The following is a 15,555-nucleotide window of genomic DNA, read 5'->3' as shown; positions in this document are numbered from 1 at the left end:
GTTCGCTGCCCCCCGAGGGGGCGCATGCCTCCTTTGAGGCGGCTCGGCAGGAGGCATCATGACCGCGGCCACACTGGTATCCACCGACAATTTCGCGCCGCGCGAACGCGCGCCCGTCTGGCGCGAGTGGGTATGGAAACATTTCGGCGGTCTGGAATCCGACCTCTACGGCGACACCGACTTCGACGGCGAAATGGTGTCTGCCCAGGCGGGTGACGTGGTGCTGACCCGGCTGGAAGCAAACCGTCACCGGGTCGTGCGCACCCCGGACATGGTGCGCACCAGCGATGCCGGTTACCTCAAGATCGTGGCGCCGCTGCAGGGTCGCGCCGGTGTCGAGCAGATGGGCCGGCGCGCCTGGGTCAGCCCCGGTGCCTGGACCATTTACGACACCACCGGCTCCTACGCGGTGGACAACCCCGAACGTGTGGAACACCTGATCGTGATGCTGCCCAAGGCCCAGATCATCGAGCGCGGCCTGCCGCTGGAGAACCTGATGGCACGCCACGTGGGCGGCGCCAGCGGCATCGCCCGCGTGGCGCTCACCACCATGCGCAGCACCTACCAGGAGCTGCCCAACATGAGCGCGGCCGCCGCCCGCGGTGCCGGCGAACTGATCGCCCAGCTGGTGCGCCTGTCGCTGATCGAACTCGCCGGGCAGGCCACGGCCGTGACGCAGCGCGAGGCCCTGAAGGACCGCATCCGCGCCTACGTCAGCACCCGGTTGCGCGACCCGGCCCTGTCCATCGAACAGATCGCGCATGCGCTCAACTGCAGCAAGCGCCACCTGCACAACGCCTTCGCCGGTGAAACCGACACGCTGGCCAGCTACATCCTGCACCTGCGCCTCGAGGCCTGCATCCGCGAGCTGCAGCAAAGCGGGCCGCAGGCGCGCCCCATCACCGACATTGCGCTGTCCTGGGGTTTCAGCAACCTCTCGCATTTCAGCCGCGTGTTCCGCGGGCACACCGGCCTGAGCCCCAGTGAATTCCGGCAGGCCTGGCTGCTCAACGTGGCCGCCGGGCTGCTGAGACACTGAGTCGGCCTCGATTCAGGATCAAATTAGCCTGTAGCCCTTATGGAACGGGCGCCGACAGCTCTTATTTTTATAGCGTCCCGGGATCAGCACAGGCCAGTCCGGCGCTTGTCAAACCGGTGACCGTCACCGCCACCGCGCTGGCGTATCGTGCAGCATCACACCCATTCAGGAGACCCCCCCATGCATATTCCCTCCCTCAAGGAAGTTGTCAGCGCCGAAGAATGGCAATTGCGCTGCGACCTGGCCGCCTGCTACCGGCTGGTGGCGCTGTACGGCTGGAGCGACCTGGTCTTCACCCACATCAGCGCCAAGCTGCCCGAATCGGTCAGCGGCGCCGGCGCGCACCACTTCCTGATCAACCCCTACGGCCTGATGTTCGACGAGATCACCGCGTCCAGCCTGGTCAAGGTGGACGAACAGTGCAACAAGGTGATTGATTCGGCCTTCCCGGTGAACCCGGCCGGCTTCGTGATCCACAGCGCGGTGCATGAAGCCCGGCCCGACGCCGGCTGCGTGCTGCACACCCACACCCGCGCCGGTGTCGCCGTCAGCGCGCAGAAATGCGGGGTGTTGCCGATCAGCCAGCAGTCCACCTTTGTGCTGGGCTCGCTGGCCTACCACGCGTACGAAGGCGTGGCCTTTCGCGACGATGAAAAACCGCGCCTTCAGGCAGACCTGGGCACGGCCAACTTCCTGATGCTGCGCAACCACGGGCTGCTGGTGGTCGGCAAGACAATTGCCGACGCTTTTCTCTCCATGTACACCTTCGAGAACACCTGCCGCATCCAGCTCGACGCCCAAGCGGGCGGCGAACTGATCGCGGTGAACCCGCAAATCGTCAAGGGCGTGGCCGAAGCCATGCGGGTGCAGACCGGCGGCCTGGGCGGCGCCTTTGCCTGGCCCTCGCTGATCCGCAAGCTGGACCGGATCGACGAAGGCTACAAGTCCTGAAATCCTGAAGGGCTGAAGCGCTGACCAGCAGGCCGTTCAGGCGGCCATGGACAGGGCCGATGGCAAGGGATCGGTCGCCTGGCCTGCCGACCTATCGCCCTGGTCCACCACCAGTTCCTTGCGCAGCATCTGCACGTTGCCGAAAATCGTGGCAAAGGCCACGTCCTTGGCATCACGCCCGGTGCCGACACGCACCAGGCGATCGTTGGGCGCCATGCGTGTCGCATCGAACAGCACCCAGCGGCCATCGAGCCATGCCTCGAACACCGCATGGAAGTCCTGGGGCGGCTCGTCAAAATAGACATAACCGACCACCAGCCGCGCCGGAATGTTCAGCGCGCGGCAAAAGGTGATGCCCAGGTGCGCAAAGTCGCGGCAGACGCCGGCGCGCTGCACAAACACCTCCTGCGCCGTGGTGGTGGAATTGCTGAAGCCCGGCAGGTAATGGATGGAATCGTGGATCCAGCTTTCAATGGCCCGCACCCGCGACAGGCCCGGCGAGAGGTGGCCGAACAGCTGCTGCGCGGCGCGGCTCATGATGTCGGACTCGCAGTAGCGGCTGGGCATCAGGTAACGCAAAACATCGTCGGGCACCGCCGTCACCGCCGCTTCCTCCAGGTGCAAGGGCACTGGCGCATGGTGAAGCTCCACCTGCGCGTGGTAGTTCACCGACAACTGGCCGCGCGAGGCGTCGAGCCGGAAAAAACGGTTGCCGCTGCGCTCGTCACAGAAATGGCGCACCTTGACGCTGGGCGTCACGGTCAGGCGCTCCTCCACCACGCGGTGCGCCTCGTGAAAGGCCGCCTCGATGCTGAAACAGAAATGGGTGGGGCTGACAACGTCGTAGTCCAGCAGGCAGTCAATCGTGGCGGTGTGCATCAAGGTCCTTTTTCTTGTTGTAGTCGGAGGGCGGCGAAACCGGCGCGCCGGTGGCCGCCGGCGGCACCTGCCCGCCGCGGTCCGGCGACGGCAGAAACCAGCTTTTGCAGGTCACGAAAATCACATGGGCGGCGCGTTCCAGCAAATCCACCGTCAGGCTGCGCCGGGTCAGGGCGCGCAGTCGCGTCACCAGCAGCAGTTGCGCCAGGCTGGCCCGCAGGCGATCCACCCGCCGGACTACGACGTGGCGGCTCTGGCCGGAAGGCGGGGGCGAAGGCACCTGGGACATGACGCCGGCAGTCAGTGACAGCGGCATTTACTTGAGTGCCTTCCTGGCCGCACCCACACCGAGCGCTGCCAGCACGATAAACACCACGGCCAGGATCAGGAACAGGCCGAACAGGATTTTGGCAATGCCGGCCGAGCCAGCCGCAATACCGCCAAAGCCCAGGGCCCCGGCAATCAGCGAAATGATGGCGAAAACAATGGCGTACTTCAACATGGTGTTTCTCCCTGAAAGGATGAAAAGGCGCCAGGCAAGTGGGCGCCAGGCAAGACTCGCAACAGCAAGGAAGATGGTAGGCGGCGGGCCGCGCGCGCCGAATCAGCAGCCGGCGCACGCCGGTGTAGGACAAACCGGACAACCCGGCGCACTCCTCTTTTCATAGCTGCCGGCGCAGGCAGGAAAAGGGCTGATGCCGGTTTTAACCACAAGCCCGGCGACCGGGCGTGGCGCCAGCCCTGCTTGCCGAAGAGCGCGTTCAGGCCCTGGCGGCGCACCCTGCCGTGCAGACGGCGATGCAACACGCAGGCCGCTGAAGTAAAGCGTCACAAGATCAGGCGGGACACGGAGTCAAGCCTGGGCCCTCTGGGTTCAGCCAAGCGCATCCAGCAACTGCTTTTCCAGGCTTCTTTTCAGGGGGTCGGCTTTGCTGACCTGCACAAAAATGCAACTACCGTTCTGGCTGGTGGCTGCCCAGCGCTCGCCGATGCGCGCCTTCTCGGTCGCATCGGGGCCGTCGATGAGGTGACCGCCCTTGTACTCCACCACCAGCTTTCGGCCGTCGGTCAGTTCGCACACGAAGTCGGGGTAGAAGTAGTCGCTGGATGTCGGCAACCAGAACGAGTTGAGCCGGTCTCTCTCGACATTGCGCACCCATTGCTTCACAGGTGCAAGGCCTTCAATCGCCACGGCGCACTCCCATTCTTCACCGCCGTCGCGCAGATCATTTATCAAAGGGTAGTAATGCTTCTTGAATTTCACACTGCCGTCGTAGTAAGGCGGGCGCGCCGGATAGTAGTCAGGGTTGAAGCGGAACTCATGCCTGAAACCGTCAGTCATCCCTTCCTTCATGGCCGGCTCGCTGAACATGTCCAGCGACATCGCCACGCCAAAACCCTTCTTGCGTGCGTTGGCGATGCGGATGGCGATGTCCGTTGAGATCGCCCGTGCCAACTCATGCTGGTGCCGTACCAGGCCCGTCAACGTGTGCCCGGCATCGCGCCGCAGATGCAGCAGCACGCGCGCCAGGTAGCCATCCAGCTCGCCGGGCACCGTGTACTCGGTGCGTACCTCTTCGGCCAGTCTGCCGATCAAATCGGTTTCGGTGATGCTGGTGCTCACCCCATCAAGCGCAAGCTGGGTTGACGCCAGCTCAATCTCGATCTTCTGCCGGGCAGACGTATCCAGCGTCGCCATGCGCGCGTAATCCTGCGGGTTGTAGGCGGCCAGGCCAGTCACCGGCTCGCCCAGCAAGGAAAAACCTGCAAGGTTGGCCAGCGTCTCGCTTTCCACCAGCTGCCAGCTGCCGTCAAGATCAATCACCAGTTGCGGCAGCGGTGCAAACGGCAGGCGCCGCGTGCTTGGCGCCTGTAACATGGTCACCATCGCGTTGTGGTCATCAATCTCGCGCTTGACCCGCTCCTGGTGCGCCTTCGGCAGTGCCGCCACCATTGCCGCCGCCTCATCGGGCTTCACGTCGTCTCGGCAAATCACCTGAACATGTTCGCCGTGCTGCACCAGCCGGGCGGCTTCGGGCAAGGGCACCTTGCTGATGTCCAGCGAAGCAGGCAGCGTGATGACCAGGTCTGTTGGCCGCGTTTGCGTCTGGTTAAACAGCGGCAGCCCCGGGTCATTAAACAGCGGTTCTGTCGCTGGCAGCACCGCCTGCGCCGCTTCCAGTGCGTCAAAGCCCATGCTGGCCACCATCTTGTCGCGCAGCGCCAGAGCCTCGGCCTGAAAGTCTGGCGACACCACAAAGGCCCAGGCCCGGTTCAGCTCCTCGCTCACGCGCCTTTTCGCATACGGCATGCGCAACACGCGGCCCAGCAACTGCTCCACATCCTTGCCACTGCGCACGCTCTGCAGCGAACACAAGATGTAGGCAAACGGGCAGTCCCAGCCCTCCTTAAGCGCCTCAACGGTGATGACGTAGCGAATCAGGCAATCAGCAGCCATCAGGTTCACATTGGCCAGTTCCTTGATCTTGCCGGTGGCAATCGCAATCTGATCAGCGGGAATCCTTTCGACTTCAACCAGGTGCTTTTTCAATGCCTCCGGTGTCACGGTGCCTGAAATGTCCTGCGCCTGCAGCAGCATGATGGGCCGAATGTGCTGTGGCTCCATCCGTGCCAACGCCTCCAGCTTGTCGCGCTGCAAGCGCGCATCACGCACCACCGCCTGCCAGTCACCCTGGTGGTGCACCAATACCACCGGCAGCTTGATCATGTCGGCCTGCTTCAGCTCCCACGCGCTCACGCGGTGCAGCACATTGGTCTCTGGCAGCGGCGTGGCCGTCAGCTCGATGATGCAGGCCGGGTTGAAGCGCGCCAGTGTCTTGAAGCTGGTGTCTGTTTGGGCGTTGTGCGCTTCATCAACAATGATGGCCGGCCTCAGCACAAACAGCAGGTTGGCCAGCGAGGCCTTGGGCTGGCCAATATCGACATCGGTCAGCGGGTCACCTTCATAACGGTTCACATCGGCAGCCGTCAGCAGCTCCAGCCCGGTCATCGCCTGCGGTGCGGCCTGCGCCAGACGCTTGAAGTGCCGGGGCAAGGCATCGTCATAGCTGTACACCTGCCTCAGTTGCGTGCTCTTGACGCGAAAGGCCTGTATGGTTGCCACCAGCACCACGGTTTTGTGTCCCCAGTCCTCGGGTGACAGGCCGGCAAACTGCTCCAGTTCCAGCACCGTCACATCGGTGCCAAAGTGTTCGCCAAGCGCCAGCGCATAAGGGTGGCCCGGCTGTTGCAGGGCATCCAGCGTTTGCTCGCGGATCATGTCCGTCGGCGTCAGCCAGAGCACCACGGGTCGTTGTCCCCACAACTGCTGCGGCCCCAGCGTGCGCGCGATGCGGCCAATGGCATGGGCGCCCAAAATGGTCTTGCCGCCGCCTGTAGGTATGCGCAGGCACACATGCGGCACAGCCGCACGCGCGCCCTCGGCTTTGGCAAATGAATCGCGGTAAGGCGCCTCGCCGCCATCACCCGGATTTCCGCTCACGCGGCGTTGTTGTGCCGCCAGTGCGTCGGCATAAGCCAGTGCCAGGTTTGCGCTGGGCTCACTGCCGTCACCGGCCGTGCTGGCCTGCAAAAACGCTTCGAGCGTGTTCAGCGCCTCTGCCTGGTATTTCTTGAGGGTCAGGGCTTGGGTGTTCATCGCGCTCATCACGTACCCCCGCTTTGCAGTTGCTTCAGGTCATAGGGCAGCTGTTTGAAGGTCAGCCGCAAGGCCGCGCGCCGGGCCGGCCCCATTTGCGTCGCCTCGCCATACACCACCAGAGGCCCGGCGTGCGGGTGCGTGGCCATCAGGTGGCGATACACCGCGTCGGTCAGCACATTGCCGGCCGCGGGCCGCTTGTCACCGAGCACGCCGTTGTACAGCAGGTAGCAGGCCGTGCCCTCGTGTACACCGAGCAACGCGGCTGAAAGTGCGTGCGCGGCAGGTTGCCCGGTTTCCACATGCCAGACCAGCGCAGCCAGCGCGGCAAAACTTACGTCGGGTGCAATGCGCCGCTGCGCGGTGAAAATGGCCGGCCCCAGCCGCATGAACTGAAAGCCGCCGCCACCCTGCCAGTTGACGGCGGTGCTGATGCCGCCCTGCTCGCCCTCAATGACTTTTTGCAGGCGCGGCAAGCAGTGCGTTTCGGCATGCTCGCCCATCTCGATACCTATCCAACGGCGGCCCATTTTGTGGGCCACGGCGGCGGTGGTACCTGAACCGAGGAAGCTGTCGAGGACGAGGTCGCCGGGGTTGGTTGCAATCGTCAACACGCGTCGAATCAGTTTTTCGGGTTTCGGCGTGATGAATATTTCAGCAGTCTCGGCAAAAAGCAATTTGATTTCGGCCTTGGCTTCAGCGTTTTGACCTGCCTCCTGATAAGTCCAAATTGTGCCTGGCACTATGGTGGCTTTTACCTCAGTCAAGAACGCCTTCTTACGTGGCGCATTACCGCCTTCCTTTCCCCACCAAATACGGCCCTCATCGTCAAGAGCACGAAAATTATCTTCCGACACCGTCCAATAACGCCCTGGAGGCGGCGTGAATATTTTTCCATTCGGGCTACTAACTTGGTAGCTGCCCTTGCTGTAAAAATTTCTAGCATGAAGCGCACTGTCTTGCCAGATTCCTCGCGAATCTTGATCAGGATTTTTAAAAAGAGAATTGTGCTTTTCGTCCCGCGGGAGATGGTTCATTGCAAAAGTTGACAATGATTTCGCATATACAAACATCAGATCGTGCTGCTCTGAAAACAGACGCGCCGTGTTTTTTAATGTGTAAATTTTCTCCCAGCAAATCGACGTTACGAAATTCCCCCGCCCAAAAACCTCATCCATCAACACCTTGAGGTAATGGCCTTCGTTGTCATCAATCGTTACCCAGATGCTGCCGTCGGCGCTTAACAAGTCCTTGAGCAGCTCCAGCCGGGGCAGCATCATGCTCAGCCACTGTGAGTGCTGCAGCTTGTCGTCGTAATGCTCGAATGCGCTGCCGGTGTTGTAGGGCGGGTCAATGAAGACGCATTTCACGCGGCCCTTGTAAAACGGCAGCAGCGCCTTGAGGGCCTGCAGGTTGTCGCCCTGTACCAGCAGGTTGCCGCTGCCCGGTGTGCCGTGGGTGCTGACGGGCTCGAGCGCATGAAAAGGCGTTTGGCGGGCCACGCGCTGGGCGGCGGTTTTGCCGGTCCAGCCGAGTTGCAGGCCCTGGTCTGGCAGGTTCATGAGGTGGGTTTCAAAGCGCTGGGTGTCATGGATCTTCGAACAGGAGGTGCTCTTCGTTGATATCGTCGTTGATGTCGTCACTGCCCTGCGGCTGCACAGCTACAGGCGGGCGTTGGCTGTGATGGTAGCGCACCCATGCAACGGCCTCTTGCGCAATTTGCTGCACCCAGCGGCGCACCGGCTGGTTGCACGGGCCTGCCAGCTGGCCCAGCACCCAGTTGCAGCCGCGCCGCTCGATGCAGGCCAGGGCCACGGGCTTGTCGGTCGCCCGCAAACGCAGGCTGATCAAAATGTGGCTTTCGGCGCGGCAGCGGTCCTGGTAGGCATCGGCGCAGTTGTGCAGTTCAATGGCTTCACGCAGCAGCGCCTGGGGGGACTGTAGCGGCACAATTTTGTGCCTGTGGCTGTCGTCCCAGCCGTCAGGCGGCAGCCACAGCGCCCACGCGGGTACATCCTGTTCCAACGCCATGCTCTGCAACACGTCGCTCATGAACTCCAGCCACGCCCGTCCTTTGCGGCGCTGGTTTTTATCGGGCCTCAGCTGGTAGTGACGCACCATCCAGGCCCATGCGGGTATGCAGTCAAACAGATAGCTGTATTCGGCAGTGTCGCCCTTGCAGGCATGGGCCGCATCACACGCCACTTGCCAAAACCAGCCAGCGGCAATGCGGTCACATGTGTCCTCGTAGTGCAGGGGGTGGCCTGCTGTGTCGTGCAGCAGGCGCAAGAAACCGCGCGGTGGCAGTGCCGGCCAGCGCGCCGCGTCGAGCGCGTGCAAGGTTTGCAGCATGGAGGCCCAATGCGCGTAAGACAAATTGTGGGGTTGCAGTTGCTTGAAGCCGTGTTGCGCCAGGTAGCGCCAGGCCTTCGGTTGCAGGCCAGCAGCCAGCAGGTCACGCCGCATGAGGGGCAGGGCATCGTGCAACTTCAGAGAGGTGGCCGCACTGTCGTTTTCATCATGCAGCAGCCAGGCGGTCAGCGCGGGCAACAGCCTGGGGTTCTCACGCGCCATGGATGCAAATGCTTGCTGGTGACGCAGCACCAGGCTCATGTGTCTGGCATCCAGTGCCATGTTTTTGGTACGCTGGCGTGAGCGCATGGCCAGGCTGACCGTGCTTGGGCCCAGTTGCAGTGTCAAGGCAGTGACCAAGCAGTGCCGCAACAAAATGAAGGCCTTGTCACAGGCGATGTGACGCCATGTCGTGCGGATGACCCTCTGCAGCGCCAATGCCATCTCGTCCTGCTCGGTAAAAAGCTGCTTTTGTGTGCCTTTGTGACGCGCAAACGCATAACCAAACCAGCCTGGACGCGCGGCAATGTAGTTCAACCACATGGGTTTACACAGGGGATCAAGCAGGTCGGCGTCATGCCTTTTGCCGTTCAATGGGTGGTACCACGGCGCTTGTTCTTTGGCGGCACGCTCTTGCCGGGTGAGCGGCGCGGGTTCAACCCAAACCTGGTGCTGGATGCGGTCGATGACATAGTCCAGTGCACCGCACACCCTGATTCGGGTCACGGTGTCGCTCTGATGAATCACCCGCACGCTGTCCTTCTCCAGGAGTTGCCGGACATGGGGGATCAACGCTGCGCTGCCCAGGCCAACAATGTCGTCGAAGACTCGGCCAGTCAGTGTCGGCCTTGGGGGTTCGGTCTTGACATGTACTCCTGCCCGGCCAAGTCGTTTGCGGGTTGCGCTACTGGACACGCGAAAGCCAATGCCGCCTTTCGTGTCAAACTGAAGGGGAGAGTCGTTGAGCGTCTTCATGCATCAAGGTTAGAAGAACAGCGGCCCTCAAACCAGACTTCCCCTCAAATTGCACCGGAGTTTGTCCATGTGGTGGTTCCTGAAAAAATCGCAGCCCATCGCGGTCAAACCAGTCAGTGAGCGCTCGCAGGCGGAGGAAGGCATGCTGGCGCAAGTACCTGATCTGTCCAGCCTGGATGGACAACAGGTGGCCATCAAAATCTGGCTCCCCGAACTGGTCGCGCGCACGCTGAAGTGGGCCGCTGACTACGAAGGCGTCAGCCAGTCAAACTGGGTTCGCGCGCGCTTGACGGCTTATGTCTATGGGCGCGTTGCCGTGCTGGCGCAGCGTATTCGCGCAGGGCGGGCAGAAAGCGAACCAGCCATCATGTTCAGTCGATCCGCAGTTGATCGCGGTGCTGGCCGCTGGGTTTACAAGGTGCCGCAACTGGGCAAAAACACCGTGGCGTTCAAGGTCTGGATCAGTCAGCAGATGCGCAACGATCTGGATATTCTGGCCAGACACGCGGGCGTAGGCCTGTCGCCGTTTGTCCGGGAAGCCATCGTCGGCGATTTGCTGGGGCGCGGCAGCCTGCCCGAACGTCCCGGGATCATGGGCCAGCCCACCGCGGCAGCGGCAGCCTGGGAGCGCGACGAAGAGGTGCCAGTCGATCTGATTGAGGCAGCGGCCTTCAATGATCTCGGCGAAGCTGAAAGAGTCTGGGTCGAAGCCCCCTAAACCACGCCGGCCTGCAGAGACGGCGGAATATCCCGGCTCATGTGGACCAGGCGGACGACCCACAGATGGTCATCGTGCTCCATGTAAAACAGGCTGAAAGGAAAGTTGGCCAAGGTCCAGAACTGCAAACCAGGGATATTGAGCTCAACCGCGTAGCGTGGCGAGCCCGTACCCGGTGAACGTTGAATATGCGCAATGGCGTTTTCCAGCGCATCGACGAAATGCTCCACCATGTGGGGCGCTTCGACCAGGTAGTAGTCAATGGTGTTTTCAATATCCACGCTCGCTTGCGGGCTGTGCAGCGCAGGCTTGATGCCCGCCATCAAGTGGCTTTGCGCGCAGGATTCGCGCGCTTGCGCAGGGCGGCAAAAAAAGCCGCGTCCATAGGCCCCTCGACACCGGCGCGCATGCCAACAAGCAAATGCTCCTTGAACTGGCGCCGCTCCTGGTCACGCCGAATCAACTCGCGCATATATTCGCTGGAGGTGCCGTAGCCCTCCGTCTGGACAAGCTCATCCACAAAAGCCTTCAGGCCATCGGGCAGGGAAATATTCATGGTGCTCATGGGCTAAAGCCTAGCACTTTTGGCAAATTTTGGCAAAACAGGCCTCCTCACCCACCGGGACTGTTTCCCACCGATCAACGTCCCTTTGGGCCAGATCAAACGGCGCGCGACAGGAATGCGCTAACTTGCCTGAACCCTGAACCGGCTTGCGCGGATAACACGAAACCAGCAGCCCCGCGGGCCACCGGCAAATTCAAAACCGCCCACACTGCAGACTGTTGCCCCTTTTTCATCGGAACCCTTTCATGCCTACTTTGTTCGACCCCGTCCAGGCCGGTGACCTGCACCTTGCCAACCGCATCGTCATGGCGCCGCTCACGCGCAACCGCGCACCTGACGCCATTCCCACGCCGCTGATGGCCGAGTACTACACCCAGCGCGCCAGCGCCGGCCTCTTGATCACAGAAGCCACAGCCATCAGCCACGAGGGCCAGGGCTACTCGGACGTGCCGGGCCTGTACGGCACCGAGCAGCTCGACGGCTGGAAAAAAGTCACCGCCGCCGTGCACAAGGCCGGCGGCAAGATCGTGGTCCAGCTCTGGCATGTGGGCCGCGTCTCGCACACCGACCTGCAACCCCATGGCGGCAAGCCGGTGGCACCCTCGGCCATCACCGCCAAAACCAAGACCGTGCTGATCAAGAACGGCGTGCCGACCTTTGTCGATACCTCCGAGCCGCGTGCCCTGCAGGCGCAGGAACTGCCCGGCATCGTGCACACCTACCAGGCGGCGGCGCGCAACGCGGTCGAAACCGCCGGCTTCGACGGCGTGGAGATCCACGGCGCCAACGGCTACCTGCTGGACCAGTTCCTCAAGAGCGGCTCCAACCAGCGCACCGACGATTACGGCGGCAGCATTGAGAACCGGGCCCGCCTGCTGCTGGAGGTCACCCGCGCCATCACCGGCGCGATCGGCGGCGGCCGCACCGGCATTCGCCTGTCACCAGTGACCCCGGCCAACGACGCGTTCGATGCCGACCCGCAGCTACTGTTCGACTACGTGATCCGCGAACTGGCCACGCTGAACCTGGCCTACATCCACATCATCGAAGGCGCCACCGGCGGCCCGCGCGACCTGCCCGAACGGCCGTTTGACTACGCCGCGCTCAAGGCGGCCTACCGCGCCGCAGGCGGCAAGGGCGCGTGGATGGTCAACAACGGCTACGACCAGGCCCTGGCCGACCAGGCCATGCAGGACGGCGCCGACCTGGTCGCTTTCGGCAAGGCCTACATCGCCAACCCCGACCTGGTACGCCGCCTGCGCGAGAACGCGCCGCTCAACACCCCCGACAAGGCCACCTTCTATGGCGGCGGTGCCAAGGGCTACACCGACTACCCTGCCCTGGCCTGAGCCGGCATCAACCCGGCGGCAGCTTGACCCTGCCGCCTGGCCTGCATTGCTACAAAATAAATAGCTGGTTACGCCCGCCAGCCGCGGGCTGCAGGCACTTTTCGAGGGAATTTATGTGGCACCGACACCGATGGGCGCAGGCGCGGTCAGCACGATGCGTGTGAACAGCCTGTCGTAACAGGGGTCGCGCATGCCGCCGGCGAGCGGGTCGCGTTCATGCTGGAACGCCGCGTCCAGCTGCACCCAGTCGTCGGCCGTCAGGACCTTCTGGGCCGCCGGCAGGATCTGCGTTTCCTCGGTGCGCATGTGGTCGAGGTAAAAGCCCACATAGGCCTGCGCCGCCTCGGCGAAGGCGGCGCGGCGCGTCTCGCCAATCAGCTCCCAAGCCAGCAGCAGGTGCTGCAATTCGCGCACCTTGCCCTCGCCTTGCATGTGGTCGGATTCGAGCCGGCGTATCACCGGCATCAGTTCGGGCGCCACGCGCGCCAACCGGGGAAACAGCAGGTCCGACTCCTTCGGGTGATGCAGCCGCTCGGGAAACTCGTCGATGTAAAACAGCATCGCACGCACCACGTCAAAAAAGCGCTCGGGCTCGTCGCCCGGACCACGCTCCATCATCATGACGAGGGAACGCAACACGGCGGCCACGGCCGCGTGCTCGTCGCGGATGATTTGCAGGGCGGAATGGGTCATGGCGGCAGCTTGTCACAGGCCTTGGCGTCAAACCTTGATCCAGGTCAATCCCGGCGCAGCCGCCAGCGCTTGAGCAGCAGGGCGTTCGAGATCACGCTGACGCTGGACAGCGCCATCGCCGCGCCGGCCACCACCGGGCTCAGGAAACCCAGCGCCGCCAGCGGGATGCCGGCCACGTTGTAGGCAAAGGCCCAGAACAGGTTCTGCCGGATCTTCATGACCGTGCGGTGCGAGATGTCGAGCGCGCCGGCCACCAGCGCCACGTCGCCGCGCATCAGCGTGATGCCGGCCGCATGCATGGCCACATCGGTGCCCGTGCCCATGGCCATGCCGACATCGGCCGCGGCCAGCGCCGGGGCATCGTTGACGCCGTCGCCGACCATCACGACAGTGTGACCGCCGGCCTTCAGTTCCGCCACCCGGGCCGCCTTGTCGCCGGGCAGCACCTCGGCCATCACCTCGTCGGCGCCCAGACCCAGCCGCGCACCCATGGCCAGCGCCGCGCCCTGGTTGTCGCCGGAAATCATCACGACGCGGATGCCGCGCGCACGCAGCGCCGCCAGCGCCTCTTTGGCCCCGGCCTTGGGCTCGTCGGCAAACGCCATCAGCGCCCGGGGGCTCAGGCCCGCGGTCGTGCGTTCCACCAGCAGCGCCAGCGTCGCGCCTTCGCCCTGCAGCCGCTGCGCCTCGGGCGCCAGCGCACCGAGGTCCACACCGAGCTCGTCCATCCAGCGCAGGCTGCCGATCAGGTAGCTGCGCACGCCGACCTCGCCCTCGCTGCCGCGGCCCGGCACGGCGCGCAGGCCGTCGGGCTGCGCCACCGTCATGCCGCGCTCCTGCGCGGCGGCCACCACGGCACGCGCCAGCGGGTGTTCACTGCCGCTTTGCAGGCTGGCGGCGACGGCCAGTTGCGCGGACTCGTCAACATCGGGCGTGGATGCGAGCGCCGCCGGGCCGCCCCAAGGCGCGAGGGCCCCCTCGGGGGGCAGCGACCCACGCGCAGCGGGGGAGCGTGGGGGCACGATGAAAGCCACCAGCCGCGGCCGTCCGACCGTCAGCGTGCCGGTCTTGTCGAACGCCACCGTATCGACCTTGTGCGCGAGTTCAAGTGCCTGCGCGTCCTTGATCAGAATGCCGTTTTTCGCCGCCACCCCGGTGCCCGCCATGATGGCTGCCGGCGTGGCCAGGCCCAGCGCACAGGGGCAGGCAATCACCAGCACGGCCACCGCGTGAATCAGCGCAACTTCCACGCTTGTCCCCACGGCCAGCCAGCCCAGCAGCGTGGCCAGTGCAATCACCAGCACCACCGGAACAAACACCGCCGAGACCTGGTCCACCAGCCGCTGGATGGGGGCCTTGGCGGCCTGCGCGTCTTCCACCAGGCGGATGATGTGGGCCAGCACACTTTCGCTGCCCACGGCGCTCACCTGCAGCACCACACGCCCGTCGCCGTTGATGCTGCCGCCGGTGAGCTTGTCGCCGGGCTGCTTGGTCACCGGCAGCGGCTCGCCGGTGAGCATGGATTCGTCCACTTGGGTCTGCCCTTCCTGCAACAGGCCGTCCATCGGGATGCGCTCGCCCGGCCGCACCACCAGGCGGTCGCCCAGCAGCACCTCGGCCACCGGCAGGTCGGCTTCCTCGCCCGTGCCCTGCAGCACGTGCGCGACCTCGGGCCGCAAGGCATGCAGCGCGCGTATCGCCGACGTGGTCTGGCGCTTGGCGCGTGCCTCCAGCCACTTGCCCAGCAACACCAGCGTCACCACCACGGCCGACGCCTCGAAATAAAGATGCGGCATCGTGTCGGCCTCGGCGCTGAGCCACAGCCACATGGACAGGCCCCAGCCCGCGCTGGTGCCAATGGCCACCAGCAGGTCCATGTTGCCGGTCAGCGCCTTCAGCGCATGCCAGCCGGCCTTGTAAAAACGCGCGCCCAGAATGAACTGCACCGGTGTCGCCAGCAGGAACTGCTGCCAGGCGGGCAGCATCCAGTGTTTGCCCAGCAGGTCGCCCAGCATGGGCACGACCAGCGGCGCCGAGAGCAGCAGGCCGATGGCCACCGGCGCAAAGCCGGCCCAGGGCGAGAGGTCCTCGGGCATCGTCTCTTCGGGAGAAACCGGCTCGTAACCGGCGTTGCGCACCGCGCGGCGGATCTGGGCATCCATCTGCGCCGAGGGCGCGTAGACCACCCGCGCCGATTCGGTCGCCAGGTTCACGGTCGCGTCCTGCACGCCGGGGAGTTTTTTCAGGGCCTTTTCGACACGCGATACACATGACGCGCAGGTCATGCCGCCGACGCCGAGGTCCAGGGTGAGGGTGGAGGTGGTGGAAGTAGTCATAGGGTGGATGATCAACCTTGCCATGATGGCAAGGTCAAGC

The 15,555-nt window shown here is 63.9% G+C and carries 14 protein-coding genes; 4 read left to right on the top strand and 10 right to left on the bottom strand.

The window, feature by feature from the left end:
- Positions 1-58: 58 nt before the first annotated feature.
- Entirely contained in the window at positions 59-1,039 is a 981-nt protein-coding gene (locus tag PSV40_RS18995) for a helix-turn-helix domain-containing protein (protein WP_300540783.1), read from the top strand.
- Positions 1,040-1,219: 180 nt separating this feature from the next.
- Positions 1,220-1,990 (top strand): class II aldolase/adducin family protein, encoded by a 771-nt coding sequence (locus PSV40_RS18990; RefSeq protein WP_300540780.1) that lies wholly within the window; start codon positions 1,220-1,222, stop codon positions 1,988-1,990.
- Positions 1,991-2,026: 36 nt separating this feature from the next.
- Here PSV40_RS18990 and PSV40_RS18985 read toward each other — a convergent pair whose 3' ends face one another.
- The 6 genes from PSV40_RS18985 to PSV40_RS18960 form a co-directional block, all read right to left on the bottom strand.
- Positions 2,027-2,869, bottom strand: coding sequence for a transglutaminase family protein (locus PSV40_RS18985; RefSeq protein ID WP_300540777.1), 843 nt, complete (start codon positions 2,867-2,869; stop codon positions 2,027-2,029).
- Positions 2,850-3,185 carry a hypothetical protein gene (locus tag PSV40_RS18980; RefSeq protein ID WP_300540774.1) on the bottom strand — a complete coding sequence of 112 codons (336 nt, stop codon included), beginning with the start codon at positions 3,183-3,185 and terminating at the stop codon, positions 2,850-2,852. The genes PSV40_RS18985 and PSV40_RS18980 overlap by 20 nt, the downstream gene beginning before the upstream one ends.
- On the bottom strand, positions 3,186-3,371 hold the full coding sequence (locus PSV40_RS18975) for a DUF1328 domain-containing protein (RefSeq protein WP_096698340.1): 186 nt from the start codon (positions 3,369-3,371) through the stop codon (positions 3,186-3,188).
- A gap of 372 nt (positions 3,372-3,743) precedes the next feature.
- Positions 3,744-6,527, bottom strand: a complete 2,784-nt coding sequence (locus PSV40_RS18970; RefSeq protein WP_300540771.1) for a DEAD/DEAH box helicase family protein — start codon at positions 6,525-6,527, stop codon at positions 3,744-3,746.
- A gap of 8 nt (positions 6,528-6,535) precedes the next feature.
- On the bottom strand, positions 6,536-8,089 hold the full coding sequence (locus tag PSV40_RS18965; RefSeq protein WP_300540768.1) for a site-specific DNA-methyltransferase: 1,554 nt from the start codon (positions 8,087-8,089) through the stop codon (positions 6,536-6,538).
- Between the two features lie 25 nt (positions 8,090-8,114).
- Positions 8,115-9,854, bottom strand: coding sequence for a hypothetical protein (locus tag PSV40_RS18960; protein ID WP_300540766.1), 1,740 nt, complete (start codon positions 9,852-9,854; stop codon positions 8,115-8,117).
- Positions 9,855-9,921: 67 nt separating this feature from the next.
- On the opposite strand from PSV40_RS18960, the gene PSV40_RS18955 reads away from it, so the two are divergent.
- Positions 9,922-10,572: a hypothetical protein gene (locus PSV40_RS18955; protein ID WP_300540763.1), complete on the top strand. Its 651-nt coding sequence runs from the start codon at positions 9,922-9,924 to the stop codon at positions 10,570-10,572.
- Here PSV40_RS18955 and PSV40_RS18950 read toward each other — a convergent pair.
- Complete coding sequence (locus tag PSV40_RS18950) at positions 10,569-10,895, bottom strand: type II toxin-antitoxin system RelE/ParE family toxin (protein ID WP_300540760.1); 327 nt, start codon at positions 10,893-10,895, stop codon at positions 10,569-10,571. The genes PSV40_RS18955 and PSV40_RS18950 overlap by 4 nt on opposite strands.
- Positions 10,895-11,137 carry a type II toxin-antitoxin system ParD family antitoxin gene (locus PSV40_RS18945; RefSeq protein WP_300540757.1) on the bottom strand — a complete coding sequence of 81 codons (243 nt, stop codon included), beginning with the start codon at positions 11,135-11,137 and terminating at the stop codon, positions 10,895-10,897. Before PSV40_RS18945 ends, PSV40_RS18950 begins: the two co-directional genes overlap by 1 nt.
- A gap of 245 nt (positions 11,138-11,382) precedes the next feature.
- Between PSV40_RS18945 and PSV40_RS18940 the strand changes: the two genes are divergently transcribed.
- The gene (locus PSV40_RS18940) at positions 11,383-12,486 is read left to right on the top strand and encodes an alkene reductase (protein ID WP_300540754.1); all 1,104 of its coding nucleotides are present in this window, start codon (positions 11,383-11,385) and stop codon (positions 12,484-12,486) included.
- 111 nt (positions 12,487-12,597) lie between these two features.
- Here the strand turns inward: PSV40_RS18940 and PSV40_RS18935 are convergent, their stop codons facing one another.
- Together PSV40_RS18935 and PSV40_RS18930 are read right to left on the bottom strand one after the other, a co-directional pair.
- Positions 12,598-13,179, bottom strand: coding sequence for a hemerythrin domain-containing protein (locus tag PSV40_RS18935; RefSeq protein WP_300540751.1), 582 nt, complete (start codon positions 13,177-13,179; stop codon positions 12,598-12,600).
- Positions 13,180-13,223: 44 nt separating this feature from the next.
- A complete protein-coding gene (locus tag PSV40_RS18930) occupies positions 13,224-15,515 on the bottom strand; it encodes a heavy metal translocating P-type ATPase (protein WP_300540748.1) in 2,292 nt (763 codons plus the stop codon).
- Positions 15,516-15,555 lie beyond the last annotated feature (40 nt).

The organism is Polaromonas sp. (assembly GCF_029945925.1).
Classification (GTDB): domain Bacteria; phylum Pseudomonadota; class Gammaproteobacteria; order Burkholderiales; family Burkholderiaceae_C; genus Polaromonas.
Note: the sequence above shows the minus strand (reverse complement) of the source record. Positions and strands in the feature narration are given on the sequence as shown.

Bases quoted from the DNA above. Each gene is read 5' to 3' on its own strand.
- PSV40_RS18950 (WP_300540760.1), bottom strand. From the start codon at position 10,895: ATGGCGGGCATCAAGCCTGCGCTGCACAGCCCGCAAGCGAGCGTGGAT.
- PSV40_RS18995 (WP_300540783.1), top strand. From the start codon at position 59: ATGACCGCGGCCACACTGGTATCCACCGACAATTTCGCGCCGCGCGAA.
- PSV40_RS18955 (WP_300540763.1), top strand. From the start codon at position 9,922: ATGTGGTGGTTCCTGAAAAAATCGCAGCCCATCGCGGTCAAACCAGTC.
- PSV40_RS18960 (WP_300540766.1), bottom strand. From the start codon at position 9,854: ATGAAGACGCTCAACGACTCTCCCCTTCAGTTTGACACGAAAGGCGGC.
- PSV40_RS18940 (WP_300540754.1), top strand. From the start codon at position 11,383: ATGCCTACTTTGTTCGACCCCGTCCAGGCCGGTGACCTGCACCTTGCC.
- PSV40_RS18975 (WP_096698340.1), bottom strand. From the start codon at position 3,371: ATGTTGAAGTACGCCATTGTTTTCGCCATCATTTCGCTGATTGCCGGG.
- PSV40_RS18945 (WP_300540757.1), bottom strand. From the start codon at position 11,137: ATGAGCACCATGAATATTTCCCTGCCCGATGGCCTGAAGGCTTTTGTG.
- PSV40_RS18980 (WP_300540774.1), bottom strand. From the start codon at position 3,185: ATGCCGCTGTCACTGACTGCCGGCGTCATGTCCCAGGTGCCTTCGCCC.
- PSV40_RS18990 (WP_300540780.1), top strand. From the start codon at position 1,220: ATGCATATTCCCTCCCTCAAGGAAGTTGTCAGCGCCGAAGAATGGCAA.
- PSV40_RS18985 (WP_300540777.1), bottom strand. From the start codon at position 2,869: ATGCACACCGCCACGATTGACTGCCTGCTGGACTACGACGTTGTCAGC.
- PSV40_RS18935 (WP_300540751.1), bottom strand. From the start codon at position 13,179: ATGACCCATTCCGCCCTGCAAATCATCCGCGACGAGCACGCGGCCGTG.
- PSV40_RS18930 (WP_300540748.1), bottom strand. From the start codon at position 15,515: ATGACTACTTCCACCACCTCCACCCTCACCCTGGACCTCGGCGTCGGC.
- PSV40_RS18965 (WP_300540768.1), bottom strand. From the start codon at position 8,089: ATGAACCTGCCAGACCAGGGCCTGCAACTCGGCTGGACCGGCAAAACC.
- PSV40_RS18970 (WP_300540771.1), bottom strand. From the start codon at position 6,527: ATGAACACCCAAGCCCTGACCCTCAAGAAATACCAGGCAGAGGCGCTG.